Source organism: Streptococcus sp. Marseille-Q5986 (assembly GCF_946902915.1).
GTDB lineage: Bacteria > Bacillota > Bacilli > Lactobacillales > Streptococcaceae > Streptococcus.
This window is the reverse complement of record NZ_CAMPPY010000001.1, coordinates 107,884-131,938: the sequence shown is the minus strand read 5'-3', so window position 1 is coordinate 131,938 and position 24,055 is coordinate 107,884. Positions and strand designations below refer to the sequence as shown.

Below are 24,055 nucleotides of genomic sequence, written 5' to 3'. Positions count from 1 at the left end.
TCCTCCTAATAAATTTTCTGTATTACTATCACAAGAGCAATCATCAAAGCTCCTAATAGTCCAATCAACAAATCCGCCCATCTAAACCTCAATTTTGTCAATGTAACCCTGTTCTCATCACTATCAAGTCCTCTAATGAGTGCTGAAGCTGACAGTTCATCTGAAATCTTAATCATCCTCATTAAAAGTGGAACAAGCGTATATTCAATATATTTAAATGGATGTAGCAACGGGAAAAATCTACTTGTTACGATTCCTCGAATCTTCATATTCTCTTTTAATGCCTTGAGTTCTATTCTTATAGTTGGTACAAACCTAAGCAAAACACTAAAAGGTATACCAATGCTTCTTGGTACTTTCATTCTATTTAATGCTTCAAGCATTTCACTTACACTTGTAGTCTTTGTTATATATCCACCAAACATAGCAATTAAGGTCATCCTTGATGCAAAGTAAATAAACATATATATTGCAAATACGATACTTGCTTCACGAAACTTTCCAAGCCCTAACTCTATGCAGTATAAAAGCACAAAAAACAAAATAAAGCGTAATGCTCTTTTCCACATACTACTGTATACATACAGAAAAAAGGCAAAGACAATCAGTCCGAAAAGTAGGATTGTATCGCTTATAAAAAAGCTGGTAAAGGAGGCAATTGGAAGTAGAATAAGTTTTATTCTCGGATCGACTGTTTTTCTATCTATCAAGTTCTCTACCTCCTCTCATCTTGTCTAATATGAGAAATTTATTACTTTCACTCATATTCAGAACCTTTTCTATTTTTCCATCTCCCATTACCCATAGCTCACTCACTGTGTTTGCTAAAAACTCAAAATCATGACTTATCACCAAAACTGTTGTCCCATTTTTTAATTGTTCTTCAATCAATTTTGCGACTGAAAGCATTGAGTCTTTATCACAACCTGATGTTGGTTCATCATAGATAAAAACTTTTGCCTGTTTCATCATTCCACAAGCTATTGTCAGTCTTTATTTTTCTCCTCTTGATAAAGCAAACGGATGCTTGTCTATATATTTATCTAAGCCAAGTACATTCAAAATAAACTTTGCCTTTTGGGTATTTTCTTTTTTATTTTTACTTGAAATACCAAGTAGCATTTCATCAAGTACACTTTCCGAAAACAACTGATAGTCTGAATCTTGAAAGACAAAATATGACATATCCATTAAATCTTTGTGATTAAGCGACTTATCTTTTCCCGCCCATATTGTCCCCTCTTTTATCTTCTCAAGTCCTGAAAGCACTCTTGCAAAGGTAGTTTTCCCAGTACCATTTAAGCCGATAAGACCAATGGCTTTTCCGCACTCCATATTGAAATCAAGATGATTTAAAATGTACTGTTTTTGCTTCTTTCCATTCTTAGCTACATTCGAATAGCAAAATCTCAAGCCTTTTCCGCTGATACTTTCATCCTTTAATTGATATGAATCTTTCTTCTCACTTATCCTGTATTCTTCTAATTCAAGAGTTCTTAGTCCATTCTCATCCCAAAACTCCCCTTCAAGATGAATAACTTCTTCCCGACTCAAGTCCAGTGCAATTTCTCCATCTTTCACCAAAAGAAAACGGTCAAATAAAGATTTTACATAGTACAAACGATGTTCAATTAGAACAACTGTTGTTCCTTTTTTCTTTAATTTTCCCAAAATTAAAAATAGGTCAAATGTTGCTTTCATATCCAAATTTGCTGAAGGTTCATCTAAAATTAAAACTTTCGGATTCATCGCATAGATACTTGCAATAGCTATCTTTTGTTTCTGTCCGCTTGATAATTCAAAAACAGATTTTCCTTTCAGTTCCTCAATATCCAGTTCTGCATATACTTCTTCTACTCTCTGTTTTATTTCATCTCTTGATTTGCAGATCGTTTGAAGCCCAAAAGCTATTTCTTCATCTGTAGTTGTTGTAAAAAACTGACTTCTTGGATCTTGAAATACAGTCCCTACAATATGCCCTATTTCATGAAGTAATAATTTGCTTATATCTTTTCCGGACACAAAGGCTTCTCCTTTCATTTTGCCTTTGTAATAATGTGGTATAAGACCATTCATTACACTTCCAAGAGTGCTTTTACCACTTCCACTTTTCCCTGAAATTAAAACAAATTCACCTTTTTTAATTTCAAGATTGATATTTTTTAAAGCAGTTCGCCCATCTTCCCATTCATAAGAAACATTTTTTAACAAAATCATGATTATACCTCGTACTGAGCTTTCCATAATTTTGTGTAGTAACCATCTTTCTCAAGAAGTTCCCCATGCTTTCCTTTTTCAAGTAAATTTCCTTTTTGAAATACGAGAATTTGGTCAGCTTTTTGAATGGTTTTTAAATGATGAGCCACTACAAGTACAGTTCTATTCTTTGCAAGTTCTGTAATAGCATCTTGTATCAAAGATTCATTTACAGGATCAACATTACTTGTCATTTCATCAAGAATTAAAATAGGTGCATCCTTTAGAAAAGCTCTTGCAATAGATATTCTTTGTCTTTGTCCACCTGATAAAATCCCACCATTTTCTCCAATATCAGTTTCATAACCTTTTGGTAAACTCATAATGAAATCATGTATTCTCGCTTTCTTTGCAGCTTCAATGATTTCTTCTTTCGTTGCTCCTTTTTTACCTACCTTGATGTTTTCTTCAATTGTATTATCAAACAACTGAACATTTTGCATGACAATACTAATACGATCTAAAAGCTCATCATAAGGAATATCCCTTATATCAGTTCCTCCGAGGGTAATTTTTCCTTTATGCACATCATAAAATCTTAAAAGCAAGTTGGTTATAGTAGTCTTTCCACTACCTGATTCTCCAACTAAGGCTGTCATTGTTTTTTCAGCAATAGAAAAGCTCAAGTTTTCCATTTTAAATTCATCTTTTTCATAAGAAAAATCTATGTTTTCAAATGCTATATCATTATCTTTCGGAACAATTCCATTCACTTTATCCGGGATTACATCTGCATATAAAATTCTTGAAAGTCTTTCGTAACTATCTACCGCCGAAACATAGTACATATAGTGTTGTTCCATAGAAGCGAATGGCTTATAAAACTCTTTTGAAATTACCGCAAAGATAATAAAATTAAGTACATCAAGATTTCCCTTTACAACAAATATTGTTCCTGCAATTAAAAGAACTAAATATCCAATATCCAGTAAAAAACCAAATATAGATAACTGTTTTGCCTTGAATCTTGAAGCTGCTTTGCTTGTTTCTCCAAACTTCTTTGTTTTATTCATAAGCTCATTATCCAAGCTCTTATTGTTAGAAAAACTCTTTAATACAGGTATTCCTCTCACATATTCAACAAATAGGCTAACCATATCAAGAAGTGCTGAGTTATTCTGATTCTCTATTTTTTCAGATTGCTTAATTGTCAGATATAGAAAGATAAGTGCAATCGGAACAGATACAGCCATTAGAATAGCAAGTTTTAAATCAATACTTGCAAGACCAATAAATACGACTGCACCTATCAAAAAATCGCCAAACATTCTTGACCACATGTGTCCTACAACAAGTGACATATTATCAACATCTTTGTGTAAAATTGTATTTATTTCCCCAAGTCGTTCATTGGTATAAAATCCTAAGCTGAATTTTTTCAATTTAATAATCATGCGTTCTCTTATTTGCTGAACAATATCAAACCCTGCACTATGCTTTTTCATATCTGCGACCATATTACAAATATCTTTGAACACTACAAGTAATCCAATCGCAATAAAATATTTATATAGGCTTGCTAAGCTCGTTCCGTCAAAGATTTGGAACAGTATAGAAAATACGATAACAATCATGGCTATGGAGCTGAGTCCATAAAGGGCAAAGAATACACTTGATATAATCAAATCTCTCTTGCCGGTTTTTGTTAGTAGTTTTAACATTTCTCTAAACATTTTCTGTTACCACCTCTTTCAAATTCCATCTATCTACCTTGTTCTGTGCTTCAACCATATCCTTATAAAAATCACATCTTTTCATCAGTTCTTCATGGCTTCCTGCATCAAGAACAACGCCCTTATCCATAACTATAATCTGGTCTGAATCTCTAATCGTATTTAGATGATGAGCAATTGTAATGATAGTTTTATCCTTACTTAAATCATCAATCGCTTCACCGATTAGTCTTTCATTTTCACTATCAACAGCTGCCATTGCCTCATCTAATATTAAAATCGGTGCATTTTTAAGTATCATTCTCGCAATTGATATTCTTTGTTTTTCTCCACCGGATAACTTAACTCCCATTTCACCTACTCGTGTTTCATATCCATTTGGTAATGCTGAAATAAAATCATGGCATCTTGCTTTTTTAGCAGCTTCTATGACTTCTTCTTTTGTTGCATTTAGTTTTCCAATTGCTATATTTTCAAAAATACTTAAATCAAAAAGGATAACTTCTTGTTGCACACTACCAATCAGCATTGAGATATTTTCTTGACTATATTCTTTTATATCTTTTCCATTTATCAGTATTTGTCCTTCATCTGCATCCCAAAATCCCATAAGCAAATTAGATACCGTACTCTTTCCACAACCGCTTGCTCCTACAAAGGCGTTCAAACTATTTTTCTTAAAATTCAAATTGATATTTTTAAGCTCAAAGCTATCTTTTCCGTATGCAAAATTCACATCTTTAAATTCTATGTTTCCAAATTCTAAACCTTGTTCTGTTTTTTTCTTTGGAAGCGGAACTGTTAAAACTTTTCCAATTGCCTTTAGAGCTTCCTTAAACACAATAGAAAAATGTTGCAATGTAGCCGTCTTACTTATAGATGCAGTAAAAGCAGACGATAAAATAATGGCAAGTATAAAATTAGGTGTTGTAATATTTCCATAGTAAAGAAATATACTTCCCAAAATCATGACAATAACTACTCCAATTTCCATAAATATGTCAATAAGTCCCATTGGAATTGTAACCATCCCCATGCTCTTTTTAACCCAGTAAATATATTCTCTTGCCGTTTTTAATGTTCTTTCACTAATTTCCTCTTCTTTAGCAAAAGCCTTAATCACAGAAATATTTTTTACATATTCCATTAGCTCTTCTCTCATCTTGTTTTCATGGTTAAAGTAAATAGCAAAGTTTTTATCCATTGTTTTCTGTGAAAGAACTTTTACCAAATACATGAGTGGAACTCCGGCAATCATTCCAAGAGCAAGACGTAGGTCCACAAAAATCATAGCTACAAAAATAATGGTAGGCAGAAGTGTAACTGACATTATTTCAGGAAGACCATGAGCAAGATATACTTCCACTTGTTCTACATCATGTTGAACAATGTTGGTAAGCTCCCCAGTATTATGTTCTTTAAAAAATCCCAAACTCAGTTTTTTCAGATGACCTATAATATCTAACCTAAGTTCTGTTAATTTTTCGTATGCTTTCTCATGGGCAACCTTTGTTGCAAAATAATAAAACACTCCTTTTAATACAAATGAAGTAAAGATTCCTAAGAAAATATATTTCAAATTATCTTCGCTAATATTGTTTGTGATTAAAGAACTAATCAAATATACGAGTAAGATTTGTGGTATCAAATCAAATACTATTTTTAAAGCAAGAAGTGAATTGGATAAGCCGTTTTTCCCAATCACTTTTTTTCTTAATTCTTTTTCCGGCATGAACAACTCTCCTTTCAAAATTGAATAATATTGAATTTTAATTCAGTATTAAGGTTTAAAGTAAGACTTTGCTGATTACGCAAAGTCTATTTTATCCGATCACTATATTTTTTTAAATTACTGTATCAGCAAATCAAAAATTATAGCACAATCTTTTTCCATTTTCTAATCTTAGTTCTAAACGTTCCAAAAGGGGCAACCGTATTAACATGAATAAACTTATAAACTTCCCATGTCGCTGTTTTAGTAGCTTCATCAGCCCATTTTCTCATATGCGGTTGAAATAATTCTTCTTCACTTAGTGTATCAATCATTGTATAGATAGATATAATATTTTCTTTCAATCGTTTCTTTAATTCTTCTATCGATAAATGAGCATAAGTATCGGTAAACCACTGATATAATTCTCCAAGTTGATTCCATTTAAACATATCCGACGGTGTCTTTACTTCAAAACCGTTTTTCTCATCTTTTTCCCATTTCAAAACTAATGTTGTCCATCCGAGTTGATAAGCAAGATTTTCTGCTGGTGTTCTGTCAACTTCAGGAACTCTCTTATCTTTGAGAGATTCAGGAATAATATCAAATTCAGAAATATACTTTTCAAAACTTTTATTTATCTCAGATTTCAGTTCTTCTTTATCTTTATATATCTTCAAAATATCTCCTCCAAAAATTTAAATTTATCGCATTTAAATATCAAATCAACTTACAATGATTCCACTCCCTTGTAATAACACTTTGCAATAAGTTTTAGCATATCTTTTGCCCACTTTTCACTTTGATAATGCCTTGCTATTTCAAGAAGTCCCTCTGTAAAGTTACTGGCTAAAATATGGGCAAGCATTGGATCATATTCCTGTTTCGATTGTCTTTTTAAACTTACTTCAATATGAACCTGCATTTGCGATATGAGTTTTTGTTTTGCTTCTGTATGCTTTGTACCTGAGCTTTTATCCATTAAAATAATTAACTTCTTACGATCTTTTAAAAGTTCATGAATATAATTTTCTCCAACTTCATCAAACCTTTCAGAAGCAGAACCTTTTTCCAAAGATTCTTCCTCATTAAAAGCTGACTCGAAGTTTATATAAACAGAACTTACTACTGCATCAAACAAAACTGCCTTATTTTTGAAATAGGTATAAATTAGTGCCACAGGAATATCTGCTTCTTTTGCAATTTCTGTTAATTTGGCACCTCTACAATCCTTTTTATAAAATACTTTTTCTGCTGCTTCGAGTATTCTATTTCTAACTTCTTCTTTTAATACTTGTGCCATAGCACACCTCTTTCTATTCCAATACTGAATCTATATTTAATAATAAATTAAAATTCAATATTTGTCAAGATAGATTTAAATATTTGTTTTTATATACTCACTCACCGGTATCCCCACTCTTTTCAAAACCTTTATTTTCTCCTGTTTCTTCTGTTCTCTTCTTGCCTTATATTTATCTTCATACTCTTTCTGTTTTCCACTCGCTTTACGCTTTAGGTAATTTTGATGTAGCTTGTCTTTTCTTTCTTCGATTTTTCTTTCTTCTTCCTCAAGTTTTTGTTTTTTTTCTTCGCTTAACTCCGCCTGTGGTAGTTCGTAATTACCTATGAAATTAAAGTAAATTTCTATCTTTTGCTTTGATGTCTGACTTCCTTTTCTATCTCTTTCATGTACGATAATCTTTTCTACAAACTCATTTATCATTGTAGTTGTAAGTTCATCAAAGTTTTCATAACGACTGATAAGAGATATAAATTTTCTTGCTCTGTCTGTTTCTTTTTCATATCTTGATACCTGCTGCTCTAAATCTTTGATCTCTTTGCTTAAAGTTATCTGCTCTGTTTCATATTGATTGTTTAGTATCTCATATCTGCTATTTGGTATTTTGTTAAGGATCATATCTTCGTAAATTCTGCACATAAGTCGTTCGAGTTCCCTAAGTCTGTTTTGGCTTTCCGTTAATCTTACCTTTTTCTTTTCTATCTCTATTTTTTCTTTTTCTTCCATTTCATTTTGAATGGAACAGATAAAGGCTTCATTATCTTCATCAAGGTATTTTTTAATATCTTTTAGTGTGTCTTGTATTAAATTTAAGACTACTTCCGCTTTTATTCTGTGTGCTGATGGACAAAGCATGCCACAAGGTGTTTTAGTATAGGCACTGCAAGTGTAATAGGGTATATTTTTGTAATTGCTTGTTCTATGAACATACATTTTACTTCCACAATCTGCACAATACATCAGTCCTGTGAGTGGGTGATATTCTCCCCAACCGTCAGGATACCTTTTTACATTTCCTCTTATCCTTTGCACATTGTCAAAGGTTTCTTGATCTATAATTGGCTCGTGTGTATTTTCAAAAATAAGCCAGTTATCCTCGGATACATATTTGCTTTTCTTGTCCTTGAAGTGTTTTCTTGTTTTGAAATTGACTGTATGTCCCAAGTATTCCTGTTTCTTTAAAATGCTTGCTATGGTTGAGCTGCACCAACGATAGGGATGTTCAAAGTTTTTGCTTTGATATAGTCCATAGCCTAATTTCTGTTGATGATAGGCTGGTATATCTACTTTTTCACTCTCCAATATCTTTGCTATTCGATACGGACCATTTCCTTGCATGGTCAGGTTAAATATTCGCCTTACTATCTCTGCTGCTTTTTCATCTACTATCCACTTGTTTTTATCTTTTTCATCTTTGATATAGCCATAAGGCGGTGTACTTGCAGTATGTTTCCCACTTTCGCCTTTTGACCTGAAAGTCGATTGGATTTTTCTTGATGTATCTCTTGCATACCATTCGTTCATGATATTTCTAAAAGGGGTAAAATCATCTTCTCTGTAAAAACTATCTACATTGTCATTGATAGCGATTAGTCTTACGCCCTTTTGTCTTAGTATCTCCATACATTGACCGACTTTGAGATAATCTCTGCCAAGTCTGCTCATATCTTTTACAATGATACAACCAATATTTCCTTGATTGACTCCGTTCATCATTGCCATAAATCCCGGTCTGTCAAACTGCGTTCCACTGATTCCATCATCTGTAAAGTGAATGATGTTTGACAAATTATTTTTGCTTGCGTATTCTTCCAATATTTTTTTCTGATTGATGATAGAGTTACTCTCTCCTTGCAGTTCATCATCACGACTTAATCTCTCATAGAGTGCTGTTATCTTTTCAAAATTCCTCATTTTTACCCCCTTTCTCTTAATTTTTCAATAAAAAAAGAATTAAGAAGTACATATTTCACTAAAATAGTGATTAAGTGTTCTCCTTAATTCTATTACTCCACTGACCAATAATAGAATGCTTATCTTTCGCGAATGCTTCCATGGCATTCTTAGAACCAATATTAAAAGTGTGCCTATCTTCAATATCCGAGAAGAACGAGAACGGATTGTCACGACTGATACTTCCAGCGAAGCGACTCAAAGCAGTTGAGCCAGTCGCTCTATCCAAGGAAATCGGATTGACCACATAGTTATTCAAGAGGGTGAATACTTGATTCGCATAGACTTGAATATAGCCATGCTTCTTCTCTACCTCGAAAATGACAAAATCCTGTTCACCGTGAAGGTCATCAGCCGTTAGGAATGTTTCCTCTTTCAACTTCTCCCATAAGGGATCGGATGTCGGAAATCGGAAGGACAATTGATAAGTGCTATTATCCTCTTGAACAATTTCATCAGCACAGGCAGCGTTCAGAGGCATATTCCCATTTGTTAAATAAATCAAATCTTATACCTCCAATTCGGTCGAATAGTAATTTTACGAACATTTCCAGTAAACGAAACACCAACCTTGCCTGTCGGGATTTCTAAGAATCCTCCACGCTTACGAAGCGTATTCTGGACTGCTCCAGTAGCATTGTAGATGTTTTGCTTGCCTTGCCTGCAATCAATCGTAGCCTTGGTCTTAATCACTAGGTACATCGTTTTCCGACCAATCGTGAGGGAGAGATCACCATCTCCCTCAACCTCGATGATTGGTTCAGAATAAATCGTACCAGGATTGTTGACTGTACCAGATGCCGTAAGAACCACAGGATCTACGCCCTTCTGATATCGGAAGGGTTGCATGTTCAACTTAAGCTCTAGTTTCCAGGCATGCATACCATGAGGGCTATAGGTTGCACCAATAAAATCCGCATAAAAGACAGACCCCAACTGGTAGCTAAACTCTAGCACATTGTCCTTAGGCTGAAATTTCTCCACGATAGTAGAAACATCCAGTAACTTAGGAATGTAGAACGAAAAAGTCCGTTCATAACTCTCATAGCCACCATCCAGCACCCGATAACTTCCGTTGGCTCCGGAGAGGTTAGCGTCTTCAACCACCCTAGGCTTAGCAGCCTCCACCTGACCAAAATCCGTCACCACGCAGTGAGGGATAGTTGATGTATTAAAACCATTGATAATCATGTAAAACATTACATTCCCTCCCTAGCGTAAATCGCACCTTGACGTTGGTAGACGCTCATTGAAATTTTATCAGCGTCTAGGTAAGTATCTGACGGCTTTTCAAGGATAGCAGTAAGGATTTTCTCCATACTTGTTCTCAGAATCGCTATCTCAGACACGACTTTATCGCTGTCTTTGCTATTTGTATCTCCTTTGGCTTGAACCACTATTTTAGCTTGTGCTTCCTCCATCTCACGAATAAATTTAGCATCACTCGGAATGCCAACTCCTGCAGCATATTTAGGAACTCCCATCTCACGCATCAAGCGTTTTGTCTTATCAGCTCGCAAAACTTTAGCCCCTTTAGGAAGAGGAAGAAGAACATCCCTCCCCTCAGGAATAAAACTACGACCATCTGGAAGAGTAACCAATTCCTTGTAAGTGCTGTTGCGTTGGTCATTGACCATAGCGAGACCACCAGGGTGGTAGTTGGTCCCCTGAGCATGCCGACTAGCAAAAACATTCGTAAAGAAATCACCAGTTACCCTAGTAATCCAACTCCTAATGCCTGCAAGCACGCCAGAAGCATTATCTTGAGCGCTGATTGTAACCGTTTTGTCTTGAATACTATTAACGCCACTTTTGACCTCACTAACAGTACTAGAAGTGCTATTTTTAGCAAGGATATCCACTGGATTATATTGCTTAATCGCGTTGATAGCATTGCTCGTTTCGTTTCTTACGCCACCTGTTTGGTCAGTAGCGAACAAATCAATAGGAGCTTCCTGTTTCGGAGAGTTCACGCTGGCTTTTGCACTATCAACAGCTGAACTAGTATTATCAGTAGCGTCCAATGATTTCGGATCAGGAGTAGTTGCATTCCAAGCAAATATCTTGTCAATTGATAACTGACCATTATTCAAAACATTTGTAGGATCTAGTTTCAAATCTTTTGTAAATGGAGTAGTCGCATTCCAAGTCGTTAGCGTGTCAGTCGAACGAGCAACGGCCTTTCTGAAATTCTCATCCGTAGCCAGCAACTCTTTCTGTTTAGGAGTCAAGGCATCGTAGTTATAGAGCGCTTTGGAAGCTTCCTCAGCCTTATTCATCACATCTGTATTTTCCAAAAGCAGTTGCTTGACTTCCGCAGGCATACTGTTCCAGATTCTAAGATGGTTTTCACTATCAAAGATAGCTTGTAGACCAGCTTGATTTTGGACAATCAACTGTTTTTCTTCTAATGTCATTTCTGACCACTTGCCAGATTCGACAAGAGCCTCAGCAATTGTCACACGAGCGTTAGAGTTGATATCCGCATTTTTAACAATCAATTGCAATTTCTCCCAACCCTCAGCAGATTTAGTAGCTTCCCAAATTACTTCTTTTACATTGGATTTAATCTCAAAGTTCCCATTCTCATTAATATTGCCAACAAGTAAAGACCATGCATCATTCGCTTCTTTTGTTTCCTTGGTCATATCACTAGTATACTTAGCGAGGATGCTATGGGAATCACCCATTTTTTGAGAAGCTTCTGCTGCCTTCTGACCGATTACTTCATAAGACAAGCCATATTCTTCCAGAACCTTTTTAGCTTCTTCCCAGTAGTTCCAGCTTTGCCCAGTCCGAGCTTTTATCTTAGCGTCAAGATTTTGCATAACCTGGTAATACTTAGTACCCAAAGCTTCCATAGTTTGCTGGTGGTTTGTTTCTAAAGTTTGAAGTTTCTTGTTATAGGTTTCTTGGTCAATAACCTTTCCTTCCAGCAACTCTTTCAGCTCACTTTTAGAAGTCTCATAAAGTTGTTTTTCTTCGTCCAGAGACTTCTTCAACACATCTCTTGTGTGCTTTAATTGCGTCTCGTTTAAACTACCAATCTCTCCATTCAGAGCCTGAAGCGCAGCCTTTTGTTGTTCGCCAGATAATTCCATCATTTCAACTCTAGCTTTAATCATCTCTCTTTGGTTATTTAAGACGATTTCTTTTTCTTCTTGAGAAAACTTGCTAGCGTCGCCATTATGACGTTTGTAAATTTCACTGACTTGATTAGCCATAGCATCTGTATTTGCCACTACTTGTTCGTTTCGTGCCTTCATATTAGCTATTTCTTCATCGCTAATCTCCCACTTTTTAGCCAGTTCTTCCATTCTCTGGCTAGCTTTTTCAGCTCCTGCAGCAACCTCTTCATGAAGTTTTCGAAAAGCCTCGGAAACTTTTTCAGCATCGCCAGCGTGGGTTCCAAAGTTAGCAACTGCTGTACTGGTATCATCAACAGTCTTTTGAAAACTTCGCAATTCTCCACGAGCAGTGTCGCTCAGTTGCGAACCAAACTCCTCAGTCTTAATCCGAGCTTCATCTTTTTTATGAGCCAGATAAACCAATCCTCCAGCTAGTAAAGCAGTACCACCCACCAGTAAACCAATAGGATTTGTCAAAGCCCCAATAGCTCCAGACAAGAGACTAGAACTAGATGCGGCAGCGCCAGCTCCTTCCGCTAAAACAGTAGCTTCGCTTCCTACCTTAGCAAGACCGAGACCGCCTTGTAAAAGTCCTTTTAATTTACCAGCACGCTCTGTCAATTTAGCAAGACCGAGACCACCCTTTAATAGTACTCCTAATTTACCGGCATGTTTTATCAAAATACTAAGAGCCGTCGCCCCACTGCCTAGAAAGTTCAATAAAGGATAACCCAGAGCCAAAAAACCACCAATACCAACCGCCAAGATCTGAACGGCTGGAGGAGCCTTACTTAACCAGTCGATAAATTGGTTCACCTTCTCAATCACAGGAGTTAGTAAGGGTAATAATTTCTGACCAATGTTAATCTGTAAAACTTCTAAACTAGATTTAAAACGTTCCACCCCATTTTTAGAAGACTTAGATAATTCATTTGCTAAATCCTTGGTATAAGTTGTCGCCCCCTTGGTTTCGTTAGCAAGATTACGCAAAGCATCTCCACCTTGGTCAACCAAGATATTCATCGCTGTCTGAGCTTCTGTACCAAAGGCTGTAGCAATCAAGGCCGTTTTCTGAGCATCTGTCATTCCTTCCGTATTCTTTTTGATACGATCCAAAATATCAGGTAGCTTAATCGCACCGCTACGAAATTCTTCTGCAGAAAAACCAAGTTTTTCCATTGCCTCAGCATTTTGCTCAGATGGTTTCAAAAGCCTTGTTAAAGCTCCACGCAGAGCCGTACCAGCCTTTTCACCGGCGATACCGTTGTTGGACAAAAGACCAACAGCAGCGGCAGTCTCTTCCAAGTCCATACCAACGTTTTTAGCAACGGGACCAACATACTCCATTGCAGCCCCCATATCAGCGAAACCAGCAGCCGTTTTATTGGCGACAAAGGTTAAACTATTGGTTACTCGCTCTGTATCCTGAGTAGATAGCCCAAATTGTTGCAAGATATTCGTAGTGGCGTTCATAACCGTATTGAAATCCTCACCAGATGCCTTAGCAGCGTCTAGGATAGCAGGCATGGCTTCGATTGTTTGATTGGCATCAAAACCTTTCTTGATAATTTCTTGCATCCCTTCATTGATAGATGCAGTAGAAATCCCATACTGCTTCGCCCAATTTTTTGAACTTTCCCCCAGCTTTTGTGTGGTACTGTTCAGTTCATCCGCTGTTGGAATGGTATCAGCTAACAGAGATTTAGTTGTATTCATCTGACTTTCAAAGTCAATCGCCTTCTTAGTAGAAAGCGTAAAACCAGCTAATAAAGCAGCGGATACAGGCTTCATTGCATCACCCATAGCCCGCAATTTTTCCCCACCTTTAGCAAATCTCTCACTCAAGGCATCCATCTTACCAGACCAACTATTTTCACGCCCTACATCTTGCAAAGCTTTTTCAACTCCGCGTAGCTGGTTTTCCATTACTGCCAGCTTAGCATTCTCGCGCTGAATATCAGCAGCAGCCTTATCAAACTTAGCTGTCCCCGGTTCAAGCTTGTCAAAACTTTTCTTCATCTCATCCAAGACTTTACGCTGTGAATCAATGGCTTGTCCTAAAGTCTTGTATTTCGCTTGAAGTAACCCAGCGTTTTTTTCATTCCCCTTTAAAGTACTGTCCAAAGAACGGACATTATTTTGAAAGTACTTTACAGCGTTTTTTGCACCAGTTAGAGTAGGATTGAAATTCGACACGTCCAGCCCTAGCTCGATATACATTGCTCCTAACGGCGTACCGTTTGCCATTTTGTTCTCCTTCCTATCTCCTCAGAGCAAAGAAAAAAGCCCTTACGGACTTTTCATCATTCTTTAAAAAAATCATCCATTGCCAGGCTCATAAAAGCCCAGATAAACAAACCAAGAAATAGATAAGCATAGAGTGGCAAGGAAGCAAAGATAAAGGGTGATAATAAAATCATACCCACGGTATCTCCAAAATTTGTACAAATACAATACAAGCCAAAAGCAAGATAAAGGACAAAAATGGTAAACCAAAACCAATATCTTCTACACGCCTTTTCTTTTCGAGACATAGTTTCCACCTCCCTTACATATCTCTATTATATTCCTAAGCCTTTTATTTGTAAAGTCCTGACCTAGAGACTTTCTAAAAAATCTGCCAAGTCAAGTACTTCTTCTTGTTCACTCGTTTTCATACTTCCAAGAACACCCATCAAGTCCTCCCAGCTCGTATCCATCACATCGCGAATACTCATACCATAAGGACCCTCTGTAACTTGCTTGACAAATCCATAAAAACGTTGAATAGCTTGCCCAGGTGCTAGCTCTTTCCCTTTGGGGCTACATCCCCCACCAAGTGAGCATAAATTTCTGTAAAAATAGAAATCACTTTCGCAAAATCTGTGTATTCTAGTAATTGTTCTACTGTCACATCATCAAACAAATTAGCAATAAATCCCAACTGCTTATCAAGCTTCTCTACCTCAGATAAATCACTTGTCAGGGAATCGTTCATGACCAAATAGTCACGATAATCACGAGTTGTGATTTCCTTGCTCTTTTTTAGGACATCTTCTCCCTTGTCGTTTTTGATTGTAAATTGAACCTTAGCCATATACTTTCCTTTCTAAAAAAGTAAAAGAGAGCTTACGCCCTCTTCCTACCCTGCAGCAACCATTTTAAGCTGACCTTTGAACTTTTTGAGCTTCTCCTCATCCTTACCGATATATTTGATGTAATATAAATCTTTCGTTTCTGTATCATCGCTTGCGATTGCAGCAAAACTCAAGTTATCATCTGGAAGTTCTTCTTGTTTGTCTTTAAGCGTTTCAAGCTCTTCAGTATCCATAGAAAACTGACCCTTGAAAAATCCTACTTGTGCTTGAGTTCCATTTGAAGTCTTAGATTCGAGCATTACTGCACAAAATGGTGAGACTGTTTCGGCACCAATTCCAATAATATCATCCTTGACCTGATGACCCAGAATTTTAGCTAGCACTGTAGAAGGAATATCAACTGCAGTCATTTCCATCTTCACATCCCCAACACCACGATTTGAAACATGGTAAGCAATATCGCTCCCATACGTTTTAACCGGATCACTTGCAAGACCAGAAATTTTAGCAGTACGAGTTGCACCCTCACCAGTTTTACCTTCGATTACGAAAAGGTTTTGTCCGAGCGTTGGAGTAGCGTTACCATCCAACACACGAATTGTCATACGTTTAAAACCAACTAATGCCATTTATAGCACCTCTTTCTTTCATTTAGTATTCTTCGTATAGAGCACTCCGACCTTTATAAGTCCGAGCGTCTACATAGCGTTTGATATCAGGGATCCATTGTTCCAGACCGCCTTCAGTCTGATAAAATCCCTGACTTTCCATTATTTTTTCAATTCTACCTTGGAGTTCTTTACACTCCACTCGATGAGTAGACTCTACATTGATTTGATATAGAAAAGTCTTAGCCAAACTGGTGTTGCTCCCATGAGCCGTCTGCATTGGAGGTCCGACAGGAATAATGACAATACTGGTCTCGTCATCTCTCAAGCTCTCAGGACGCTCAAAAGACTTGATACTAATACCAAATAAAGACTCATCCTCTTCCAAAGCGTTAGAGAGTTCAGTTAATTTGTCTTTAATCATTGTAAAAACTCCTGTTTTAATTTCATGCCGACTTTAGACTTAAAGACCGGCTTACTCGCTTCAAAAAAGCGGCGCATGACTCCGAAACCACGAGGATGCCCATTCTTAGCATAGCCAAATTCATTTAAGTGAATAAGAGTCCAACGAGGGCTTTTAAAACCTAATTTAACCATTGGAACTCCGCTGGATGTACCAGTCACATTCCCATGGACAACAGCACTAACCGTCTTCCCAGTGTCAGCGTACACCGCTAAAGCCCGTTTGAAAGTTGGCTCAAACTCCTTAACCGTCTCCTTCAAGGCTCTGTTGACCTTTCTACGAACCACTGGTTCTCCTAAACGAGCCTCGATATTCCTCAAAATATCATCAAATCCTTTTAGATTAGCTCCACTAGACATCACGACCACCTCCGATAATAACAATCAAAAAATCCCGATTATCATAATCAGGATGCACATCGATAACCTGCCATTTCTTGCCAACTAAACGGATATCCCCCACTTCGACAAAATGCCGACCCTCAGGCTGATAATCTGTCAGAGGGTCACGAATCTTCAAAGTCATCTTAGCTTTCATCGCTTTTCCAGTAGCAATCTCAAAGTCTTTCATACTTGGAGAATAAATTTGACCCATCGTATAAAAAACCTTCTCGTAACTCATATCACGACCATCAACCCCCTCCTCGACTTTAGAAGTATAGAAAGACAAGGGGGTTCTAAGGTCTCCATTTTGAGCCTCAGGCTTTTTATAGCGATAGCTTGGCCCCTCACTCTTGGTCATTTACACTCACTACTTCCTTAGAGCTACGACTTCTGGATGACTTTTCCAACTCGACATAGTCCGGTAAATGTTCCTTTAGCTCAGCAAATCGTTCTTCTGTCGCTTCAAAACTTTCTCCGACTTGCCTAAGGACTCCCTCCTTGAGGTCATAAAATTCTTTTAATACCTTAATCATCACTATCCTCCATTTCTATCCCATTTAACGATAATGCTAAAATATCCGCTTTGAAATTTTCGTAAAAAAATTCAACTTGGTCATTATAGACATAGCGAGCACGTTCTAAGATGAGTTCCCTTATTTGATGATCGTGTATATTCCCACTTCCTACCAAGCGGGTAATAACCATTTGAGAACTTTCTAACATCCGTGAGAGATTTGCATCTTCTCCGCTATGAAAAATTCTCATCCGCTCCTTAAAAGGATCAAGGAGGGAATGAAGTTTAGCTTCAATCTCCATCCTTCGTCACCTTTTATTTCGCAATGTTTAGAGTCCACACAGCAGCAGCCTTTTCGTCATGCGCTTTACCATAAGCAAATTGCTTAGCAGTGTAGAGATTCAAGTCTTCTAAAGCATAGGTTTCGGTAAATCGTCCAAATTCAATACCACCACCTACAAAGGCATCGTAGCGACCTTTGACAAATGTCGTCACCTTACCAGACGCTTGAGCAACCGACTCAACCAAGATGAGGTTATAAGGCATCGCTGTTACATATACCCCCTGAGCATTGAGAGACGTATATTGCTTCTTCACATCCCAAGCATCTACAGGATTCACTACCATAACCAAATTACCTTCTACTGCAACAGGAGTTGTATCGTCAGCTTTTGTAGAATGGTATTTATAAACCTCCGTCAACTCTTTTACCACGGTAGCAGAGTCTGCTAAAGTCAATGGTTTTTTCTGAGCCTGTTTCTCAGCATAAGTTACTTTTTCACTTTCTGCAGTACCTGTAAGAGTACGAGACAGCCCGATAGGTTGATTGTTCCCATCACCATTCAAATAACCAGCTTCAAGAGCAGCTGCAAAGGCTTCTGTAATTTGAATAGAGACATAAGACTGCAACCAAGCCGGACCAAACTTCTCAGAGTCTTTAGGGATTACAACAAAAGCAGTCAATTTAGACTGAATCGCTTCTTCTTCAGCAAACTCTTGTTTCAATTGTCCTTGAATTTCAGCATTGATTTTACCCCAAACGCTTGCCCTGTACGGCTAGACTTGAGGAATTTTAAGCGAATACCTGCATTACGTAAGCCGATGTGTTGAAGAAGTGGACGAGCTGCCACCATATCCTCAAAAATACGATCAATTGTTTCCTGAGGGAACAATTTCTCAATTCCTTTTGGAGGAAGTTTCTCAATGTTGTTGAAAAATTCGCGAGCTTCAGCAGTCAACTGCGCATCGTATGGATTCATAGTTGCGATTTCTTTACGAGCAGTCTCTCTAGCGTCGTTTTGCAACTTATCTGTCAATACCTCAATCATCTCGTTATAGAGCTTATTTTGCTCCTCCATAGGAGCACCAGTTTCTACTGCATTCATAAAGTTCTGACGAGCAGTTGTAAATTCATTACCAAGTTTCATCATTGTTTTTTAGTTCCTTTCTTAAAATGGAAAACGACCCAACCCCACAGGTTCAGCCGTCTTGTCTTCTTTTTTCTTATCTTCTGGGATAGATGGATTATTATTCAACCTATCACGAACCAAGTTTGCCAATAACTCCAAATCTGGGGTCATCGCAGATCGGATTTTTTCGATAAAATCACGAGGAATCACAGGTGTCTGACTAGCTACCAAGACAGGAGCTTCTTGACTTTCAAACATGACCTTATCTGCAAAACCATGATTAACAGCAGAACGAGCATCAAACCACGTTTCACGATTCATTAGTTCCAACAAATCATCTAAAGCCTTACCAGTCTTATCCATATAAGCACTCGCAATTGACTTATTAAAACCTTCCAACACACCAGCCTCATGCAAGAGCGCCTTATGGTCACCATGTACACCAGCAGATACATTATGGATCATGATTTGCGCTGTAGGACTAATTTCCACCCTATCACCAGCCATAGCGATAACACTCGCAGCACTAGCAGCAATTCCCACGATTTTCACCGTCACATGCCCCTGATAATCACGTAATGCTGTATAGATTTCACTACCAGCATACACATCCCCACCGCCAGAATTGATATGGATTTCCACATCTTCTCCCGTCGTCGGCAATACAATATCCTTAGGAGCGGTTGCATCCATGTCTAGCCAGTCATAAAACCAGCGGTCATCATTGGATACAATCGCTCCCTTAATTTGAATGATTGTCATCCTCATTTTCTCCTTTCTCTATTTCGTTTTCGCCCTGATAGTTCTTGGTGATAAGGAAAGTATCCCCACCAGGAACAGCCTCAAGCCCAAGCTCCAATCTCACCTCATTTCGAGTCATAGCCCCAGATGAGATGAGTTTATCTATGTTCTCAGCTAGAGCAAACTTATCAAGTCCCCCCTCGCCAAAAATCACAATTTTTTTCTGATTAGCATATCCAGCCGAGCTCACCATAGCATGATTTAGAGCGTCACCCACTTTTTTAACCAGCGATTCATAACAATAACTGTTAAACATCTTCTGACTATTAGACAAATCAGCCATATCTCCATGCATCAAAGCCGTCGGCAAACCTAATATATCCGCAACCTCATCATCAAATTGACGTCTCAGTTTCTTCAACTCTTCAACCGATAAATTTGAAGTTCCTACCGTATTGGTCAACTCCGAATACTCTACACCGTCCATTGTCGGTACAATGGCAACCGTCTTAGACGTAAAGGACTTAAAAAGATTGTCCGCATATCTCTGCAGTTTCTTTCGCTTGTCCTCATCAAAAGTTCCATTGGCTTTTGTAGCTAGAACTCCACGGATTTGATTATTCCTAGCTAAAGCTTCCACCAGACGAGTATGCAGTTTTTCGTAATCAGAAAACAAGTCTGATACATATTCTTGCAAGCGATTGTTATTATACTGGAGAAAGATCACATCACTCATAGCAAACTTCCTCTGAAATGTATAATCCCTGACAGACACCATCTCAAAGGTGTCATCATACAGAGCATAACGCCTACGAGTAAAAGCATCAGCCACCAGTAACTGCTTATCATCAGACAAAACAATGAGTACTTCATTTTTCGTCAACAAGCGGTAAATGACCTTCTGCCAGAACTCTGAGGTCGACTCATTCTTATTAGGACGCACATTTAAAATATAATCCCAGTCTGACGCCACATGATGATTCTCCACCATATACCGAAATTCCGACTTAGCAAAAATACGAGCCACAAACTCAGCAGACTTATCAATAGCTAAACTCTTCAATTGCAAGCGCCCCAACATTCGTTCCAACTCTTCAAAATCAAAACCAACATCAGGCGCATCACGCTTAAATAAATTTAAGAACCCCATGCTTCCCCTCCTTCCTATCCAATTACCAACCTACCACCCTTCCCTACTAAAACAGCCCTTGACTTTCTCTATCTTTTTTTGTAAGATGTATGTAATACAATATCGTTACAAGGAGAAATGCCATGTCAACACTTACACGAGACCGAGTTTATAACTTCCGCGTCAATACCCAACTATTCGAAGAAGCAAAAAACATCCTAGAAAGCAAAAACATCAGCCTTTCAGATGCCCTCAACCTCTTTGTAGAACAAATCGTCCTTGAAAAAGGTCTCCCAATTAGAACAGCCGACCAACTCAAAGCAGAAATCTTCCTAGGCGAACTCAAAGCAGAACTAGATAAAGGCTACCAAGATATCATCGAAGGGCGTCTCTACGACGCAGACGAGGTCTTTTCAAAGTATGAACTATAAAGTACGCTTTACAGAACAAGCCAGACAAGACTTGGACGATATTTTCACCTACTACTCCACAGAGTTCAGTGAAAACATAGCCAAGAAAGTCATCACTAGCCTCCAACAAACCAGCAATCTACTCACCTTATCACCAGAGGGCGGTATTAACTTTGACCATAAAATCGGATACTCCCTCTATCCAGGAAACACGCTCAGAATGATTGTCTCTAAACAATACCTACTCTTTTACCTCGTTCATGAAAAAGAAGTCCATATCCTGAGAATTATCAACTCACGCACCGACTACCTAAACCAACTCGACCACCTCTTTCATCATATCCAAGACTGAGAGCTTACTTCTCAGTCTTTTTATCTACTGCAAATCAATGGCATATGAAAAAGCATAAATAAGGATTTCCTAAAACTCCCAATCCTCTAACATATCTAGGAATTCCCCAACATTCGACTCATGTACAAACTCACGTTTTTAGAGAGCAGTAATCAAAGCGTGGAATCCATCTGTCTTTCTTCGCACAGGCTCTTTCTTTAAGAAACGCTTATTACCATCCTTGTCCTCTTTGATGTAGGTGTTATCCGTATACCAAATCATGGAATTATCATTCTCAAAGACAAACCGCTCATTGGCAAATCCATCTTCAATGATTGGTGCAACCTTAGATTGAATCGCCCCAGGATTCCGTAAGAACTCATATTCAAAACCAGCCTCTTCCAAAAGTGGTTTTAACAAGTCCATTCTGAAACCATCGGCGCATACAAGCTCAATCTGATAAAACTTACTCCATTCATTCAATTTTTCGACCAATAAACGAGGGTCAATACTAGGGCCGTCCACAATTGTAAATAAGCCTCTGTCTGCCCATTCTTCAATAGGGGCTTTTAGTTTGAAAGCTTTCAAAAATGCTTTACGAGCAAATGAATGTTGTTTCCAGATAAAGTCATCACCATTTTTAAACAACAAACCAACACTCGCAAAATCTCGAATGCTAGCATAGTCAAATCCTGCGACACAAGATCTACCCAACAAGTCGATACCAGGAGACCGTAGACAAGCTACTAACTTATCCCGAGAGGTTACATCTTTCTCAAGATCCGCTTCAGGAAGATTCATCCGTTTTGTCATAAATTCCTGACGGCCAGATGGCTCCAGCTCAAGATCATCGTAGTCAGCCTTTGTTCTCGCAAGAAGCCTTTTGGCGTAAGGCGTGCTTTCATCCAACATCGGATTTGCCTTTGGCCAGTTCTTCATATCATCCACTTCATCAGCATTGTCTAGCTTGCAGATGAAAGGGAACAGCCTGAAATCATCAACCTCTCCATTCAAAATTTGCATAGACTTCTCTATCAGCTTGTCATAAAATCCCTCACGTACATATCCATTCGTACCGTTGTAGAAAGTCCTGGCATGAGCAATCTTACCAAGACCAGACCTTTGAACCTTCACAGCCTTATCATCCTCAAACTGGTGAATCTCATCAAACTCAAGACAACCATCTCGAGCCGAGTCCATAGTCTTCGGATTATTCGTCCGAAAAGAAAAGACCGAGTTGTTAGCTCGACCTGTGATAGACATTTTAGTCAGATAGAAATGGTCCTCAAGACCACGCCTTTGAATAGTCTCATAGACTTCCTCAAAGGAAACCTTACCCTGTTTCTCAGAGTTAGCAGTGATGGTCACATCATAATCTCTGATAGGATAGATAGGGCTGATAAAAAACGAGGCCCTAGCTGACATAAAACCATTCTTACCTCCCCCACGAGCAAGTGTGTATAGATACTCGTCGAAGTGCGGCTCCCCGTCTTCCTTCCGAAAAAGAAAGATAAACGGGGTCAAGAAAAGTTGGTACTTTGCCAAAGAGAAAAAGTTCTTTTCCGCAAACCGAATGAACTTGTCAATTAAGTCATTATCAAAATACAAATCATCGCGAGGATAAATTTTCTCCTTGATGATTTTAAACAGCAACTTCCTTTCCTTGTTGACGACAATTTCTCCACACTCAGCCATTTTGATGTAGTCATCAACCAAGGGATGAGAAATCATATTAATTCACTACTTTCAACTTGTTTTTTTCTACCTCTTCGATTTTTTCATTTGGCAGTAAATCAATTAACTGTTTTATAATTCTTTGATAACTAGCTTCTTGAGCATTATATAATTTAGCAACTGGTCTTTCTCTTTCATAAGGGTCTTGTTGTTCGGATTGTTTAAATAATGTGTAATATCCTTTTTTAGATATATCTTCCCACATTTCATTCAATGCCACTCGTAATCTTGCTGCTTGAACTACTAATCCATAAGCTAGACTTTTTTTGTTCGGAGGTATATCCGAAAATTGAGCCATGAGGCGCTTTTGCTCAATCCTAACTTTTTCGTTTCGCTTGGCTAAACTCATCGTCATTGCCTCCTTTCATATTTTTATTTTTTAAGGGGGAGGGGGGTCGTGTATGAAAAAATAATAAAAATTTGGACAGTCGAGTTGCCGCCGCTTACTTGCTCCTTTGAAATTTCTCGATTTTTTTGACCAGGGGGGTGTTTAAGGTTCGTTCACCTAACCCCACCATTCATCTTTTCGGAAATTTCTGGCATTCTTATCAAAACGATCATGCCTTTTATTATGACATGCTTTGCACAATGTTCGTAGGTTATCAATATCAAGCGCGAACTCTGGATAGAACTCTAGCTCCTTGATATGATCAACTTCTAAATTAGTAGTCATAACTTTGCCTTCATCCTTGCACCATACACATTCGTAGTGATCTCGTTTAAGTGCTTGCCTTCTTATCGTTCTCCATTCACTGGAATTGTAAAACTGGTTTCGTTCTTCTCGAGTTGAGACATCCATTACTCACCTACCAATAATAATAATAAAAAAAGCCACACAATGTGCGACCTTTCTGCAAGGCGACTACAACCTTGCATGTGTATTAAATTTTGACTTCATTTTTATTTTTTGTAGTCATTACAACCTCTAGCGGAATCAAACCGCCTAGCTTATAACTTACCTAGGATATGAATAGCTACGCAATCATGCAAGTTCCAGTCGCTACTGCAACCTTCTAACAAGTTTAAATGACAGTAGCTGGAATCGAACCAACTGGTCTAGCAGTAAAACGCACGCTTGGTAAAAGTTTCAAGAAGACCCAAACAACCTGCTAACCTGTCCTTACTGTCTAAGAGGCAAAAGCCCCTGTATTTTTAGGAGTCCTCATGACTGTTCGTTGCCCAATCATTGGATAATACTATTTTAGCACCTTTTTCCGCTCCAATTCTCCCAA

General features: G+C 38.0%; 22 protein-coding genes and 4 pseudogenes. 2 read left to right on the top strand and 24 right to left on the bottom strand.

Annotation, left to right across the window (positions count from 1 at the left end):
• Positions 1-5: 5 nt before the first annotated feature.
• The 21 genes and pseudogenes from OVN21_RS00830 to OVN21_RS00730 form a co-directional block, all read right to left on the bottom strand.
• Positions 6-710, bottom strand: coding sequence for an energy-coupling factor transporter transmembrane component T (locus OVN21_RS00830; protein WP_000567178.1), 705 nt, complete (start codon positions 708-710; stop codon positions 6-8).
• Positions 700-2,217, bottom strand: a pseudogene (locus OVN21_RS00825) (ABC transporter ATP-binding protein). The gene OVN21_RS00830 and the pseudogene OVN21_RS00825 overlap by 11 nt, the downstream one beginning before the upstream one ends.
• A gap of 2 nt (positions 2,218-2,219) precedes the next feature.
• Positions 2,220-3,929, bottom strand: coding sequence for an ABC transporter ATP-binding protein (locus tag OVN21_RS00820; protein WP_267246886.1), 1,710 nt, complete (start codon positions 3,927-3,929; stop codon positions 2,220-2,222).
• The gene (locus OVN21_RS00815) at positions 3,922-5,661 is read right to left on the bottom strand and encodes an ABC transporter ATP-binding protein (protein ID WP_019034767.1); all 1,740 of its coding nucleotides are present in this window, start codon (positions 5,659-5,661) and stop codon (positions 3,922-3,924) included. Before OVN21_RS00815 ends, OVN21_RS00820 begins: the two co-directional genes overlap by 8 nt.
• A 140-nt stretch (positions 5,662-5,801) precedes the next feature.
• Positions 5,802-6,320, bottom strand: coding sequence for a ClbS/DfsB family four-helix bundle protein (locus OVN21_RS00810; protein WP_000708365.1), 519 nt, complete (start codon positions 6,318-6,320; stop codon positions 5,802-5,804).
• 50 nt (positions 6,321-6,370) lie between these two features.
• The gene (locus tag OVN21_RS00805; RefSeq protein WP_267246885.1) at positions 6,371-6,943 is read right to left on the bottom strand and encodes a TetR/AcrR family transcriptional regulator; all 573 of its coding nucleotides are present in this window, start codon (positions 6,941-6,943) and stop codon (positions 6,371-6,373) included.
• Between the two features lie 75 nt (positions 6,944-7,018).
• On the bottom strand, positions 7,019-8,857 hold the full coding sequence (locus OVN21_RS00800) for a recombinase family protein (RefSeq protein WP_001243447.1): 1,839 nt from the start codon (positions 8,855-8,857) through the stop codon (positions 7,019-7,021).
• Between the two features lie 76 nt (positions 8,858-8,933).
• Positions 8,934-9,401 (bottom strand): annotated as a pseudogene (locus tag OVN21_RS00795) (phage tail spike protein); the annotation flags it as partial.
• Complete coding sequence (locus tag OVN21_RS00790; RefSeq protein ID WP_267246884.1) at positions 9,398-10,096, bottom strand: phage tail protein; 699 nt, start codon at positions 10,094-10,096, stop codon at positions 9,398-9,400. The pseudogene OVN21_RS00795 and the gene OVN21_RS00790, both read right to left, overlap by 4 nt.
• A complete protein-coding gene (locus tag OVN21_RS00785) occupies positions 10,096-14,271 on the bottom strand; it encodes a phage tail tape measure protein (protein WP_267246883.1) in 4,176 nt (1,391 codons plus the stop codon). Before OVN21_RS00785 ends, OVN21_RS00790 begins: the two co-directional genes overlap by 1 nt.
• A gap of 56 nt (positions 14,272-14,327) precedes the next feature.
• Positions 14,328-14,558, bottom strand: coding sequence for a hypothetical protein (locus OVN21_RS00780; RefSeq protein WP_267246882.1), 231 nt, complete (start codon positions 14,556-14,558; stop codon positions 14,328-14,330).
• A 248-nt stretch (positions 14,559-14,806) separates the two neighbouring features.
• On the bottom strand, positions 14,807-15,100 hold the full coding sequence (gpG, locus tag OVN21_RS00775; protein ID WP_267246881.1) for a phage tail assembly chaperone G: 294 nt from the start codon (positions 15,098-15,100) through the stop codon (positions 14,807-14,809).
• Between the two features lie 45 nt (positions 15,101-15,145).
• On the bottom strand, positions 15,146-15,730 hold the full coding sequence (locus OVN21_RS00770; RefSeq protein ID WP_267246880.1) for a major tail protein: 585 nt from the start codon (positions 15,728-15,730) through the stop codon (positions 15,146-15,148).
• 22 nt (positions 15,731-15,752) lie between these two features.
• The gene (locus tag OVN21_RS00765) at positions 15,753-16,133 is read right to left on the bottom strand and encodes a hypothetical protein (protein WP_267246879.1); all 381 of its coding nucleotides are present in this window, start codon (positions 16,131-16,133) and stop codon (positions 15,753-15,755) included.
• Complete coding sequence (locus tag OVN21_RS00760) at positions 16,130-16,531, bottom strand: hypothetical protein (RefSeq protein WP_267246878.1); 402 nt, start codon at positions 16,529-16,531, stop codon at positions 16,130-16,132. Before OVN21_RS00760 ends, OVN21_RS00765 begins: the two co-directional genes overlap by 4 nt.
• Positions 16,524-16,913 (bottom strand): phage head-tail adapter protein, encoded by a 390-nt coding sequence (locus tag OVN21_RS00755; RefSeq protein WP_267246877.1) that lies wholly within the window; start codon positions 16,911-16,913, stop codon positions 16,524-16,526. The genes OVN21_RS00760 and OVN21_RS00755 overlap by 8 nt, the downstream gene beginning before the upstream one ends.
• Positions 16,900-17,088 carry a hypothetical protein gene (locus OVN21_RS00750; protein WP_148842732.1) on the bottom strand — a complete coding sequence of 63 codons (189 nt, stop codon included), beginning with the start codon at positions 17,086-17,088 and terminating at the stop codon, positions 16,900-16,902. Before OVN21_RS00750 ends, OVN21_RS00755 begins: the two co-directional genes overlap by 14 nt.
• Positions 17,081-17,371, bottom strand: a complete 291-nt coding sequence (locus tag OVN21_RS00745) for a phage gp6-like head-tail connector protein (protein WP_267246876.1) — start codon at positions 17,369-17,371, stop codon at positions 17,081-17,083. The genes OVN21_RS00750 and OVN21_RS00745 overlap by 8 nt, the downstream gene beginning before the upstream one ends.
• Before the next feature lie 13 nt (positions 17,372-17,384).
• A pseudogene (locus tag OVN21_RS00740) lies at positions 17,385-18,499 on the bottom strand (phage major capsid protein).
• An 18-nt stretch (positions 18,500-18,517) separates the two neighbouring features.
• The gene (locus tag OVN21_RS00735) at positions 18,518-19,240 is read right to left on the bottom strand and encodes a head maturation protease, ClpP-related (RefSeq protein WP_267246875.1); all 723 of its coding nucleotides are present in this window, start codon (positions 19,238-19,240) and stop codon (positions 18,518-18,520) included.
• A complete protein-coding gene (locus OVN21_RS00730) occupies positions 19,221-20,369 on the bottom strand; it encodes a phage portal protein (protein WP_267246874.1) in 1,149 nt (382 codons plus the stop codon). Before OVN21_RS00730 ends, OVN21_RS00735 begins: the two co-directional genes overlap by 20 nt.
• Positions 20,370-20,491: 122 nt before the next feature.
• On the opposite strand from OVN21_RS00730, the gene OVN21_RS00725 reads away from it, so the two are divergent.
• Positions 20,492-20,779 (top strand): type II toxin-antitoxin system RelB/DinJ family antitoxin, encoded by a 288-nt coding sequence (locus OVN21_RS00725; protein ID WP_267246873.1) that lies wholly within the window; start codon positions 20,492-20,494, stop codon positions 20,777-20,779.
• Positions 20,769-21,110 (top strand): type II toxin-antitoxin system RelE/ParE family toxin, encoded by a 342-nt coding sequence (locus OVN21_RS00720; protein WP_148842681.1) that lies wholly within the window; start codon positions 20,769-20,771, stop codon positions 21,108-21,110. The genes OVN21_RS00725 and OVN21_RS00720 overlap by 11 nt, the downstream gene beginning before the upstream one ends.
• Before the next feature lie 69 nt (positions 21,111-21,179).
• Here OVN21_RS00720 and OVN21_RS00715 read toward each other — a convergent pair.
• The 3 genes and pseudogenes from OVN21_RS00715 to OVN21_RS00705 all read right to left on the bottom strand — a co-directional run bounded on the left by OVN21_RS00715 (position 21,180) and on the right by OVN21_RS00705 (position 23,622).
• Positions 21,180-22,820: pseudogene (locus OVN21_RS00715) on the bottom strand (terminase TerL endonuclease subunit).
• Position 22,821: 1 nt separating this feature from the next.
• The gene (locus OVN21_RS00710) at positions 22,822-23,172 is read right to left on the bottom strand and encodes a hypothetical protein (protein WP_267246872.1); all 351 of its coding nucleotides are present in this window, start codon (positions 23,170-23,172) and stop codon (positions 22,822-22,824) included.
• Between the two features lie 156 nt (positions 23,173-23,328).
• Positions 23,329-23,622 carry an HNH endonuclease gene (locus OVN21_RS00705; protein ID WP_267246871.1) on the bottom strand — a complete coding sequence of 98 codons (294 nt, stop codon included), beginning with the start codon at positions 23,620-23,622 and terminating at the stop codon, positions 23,329-23,331.
• Positions 23,623-24,055: the final 433 nt, after the last annotated feature.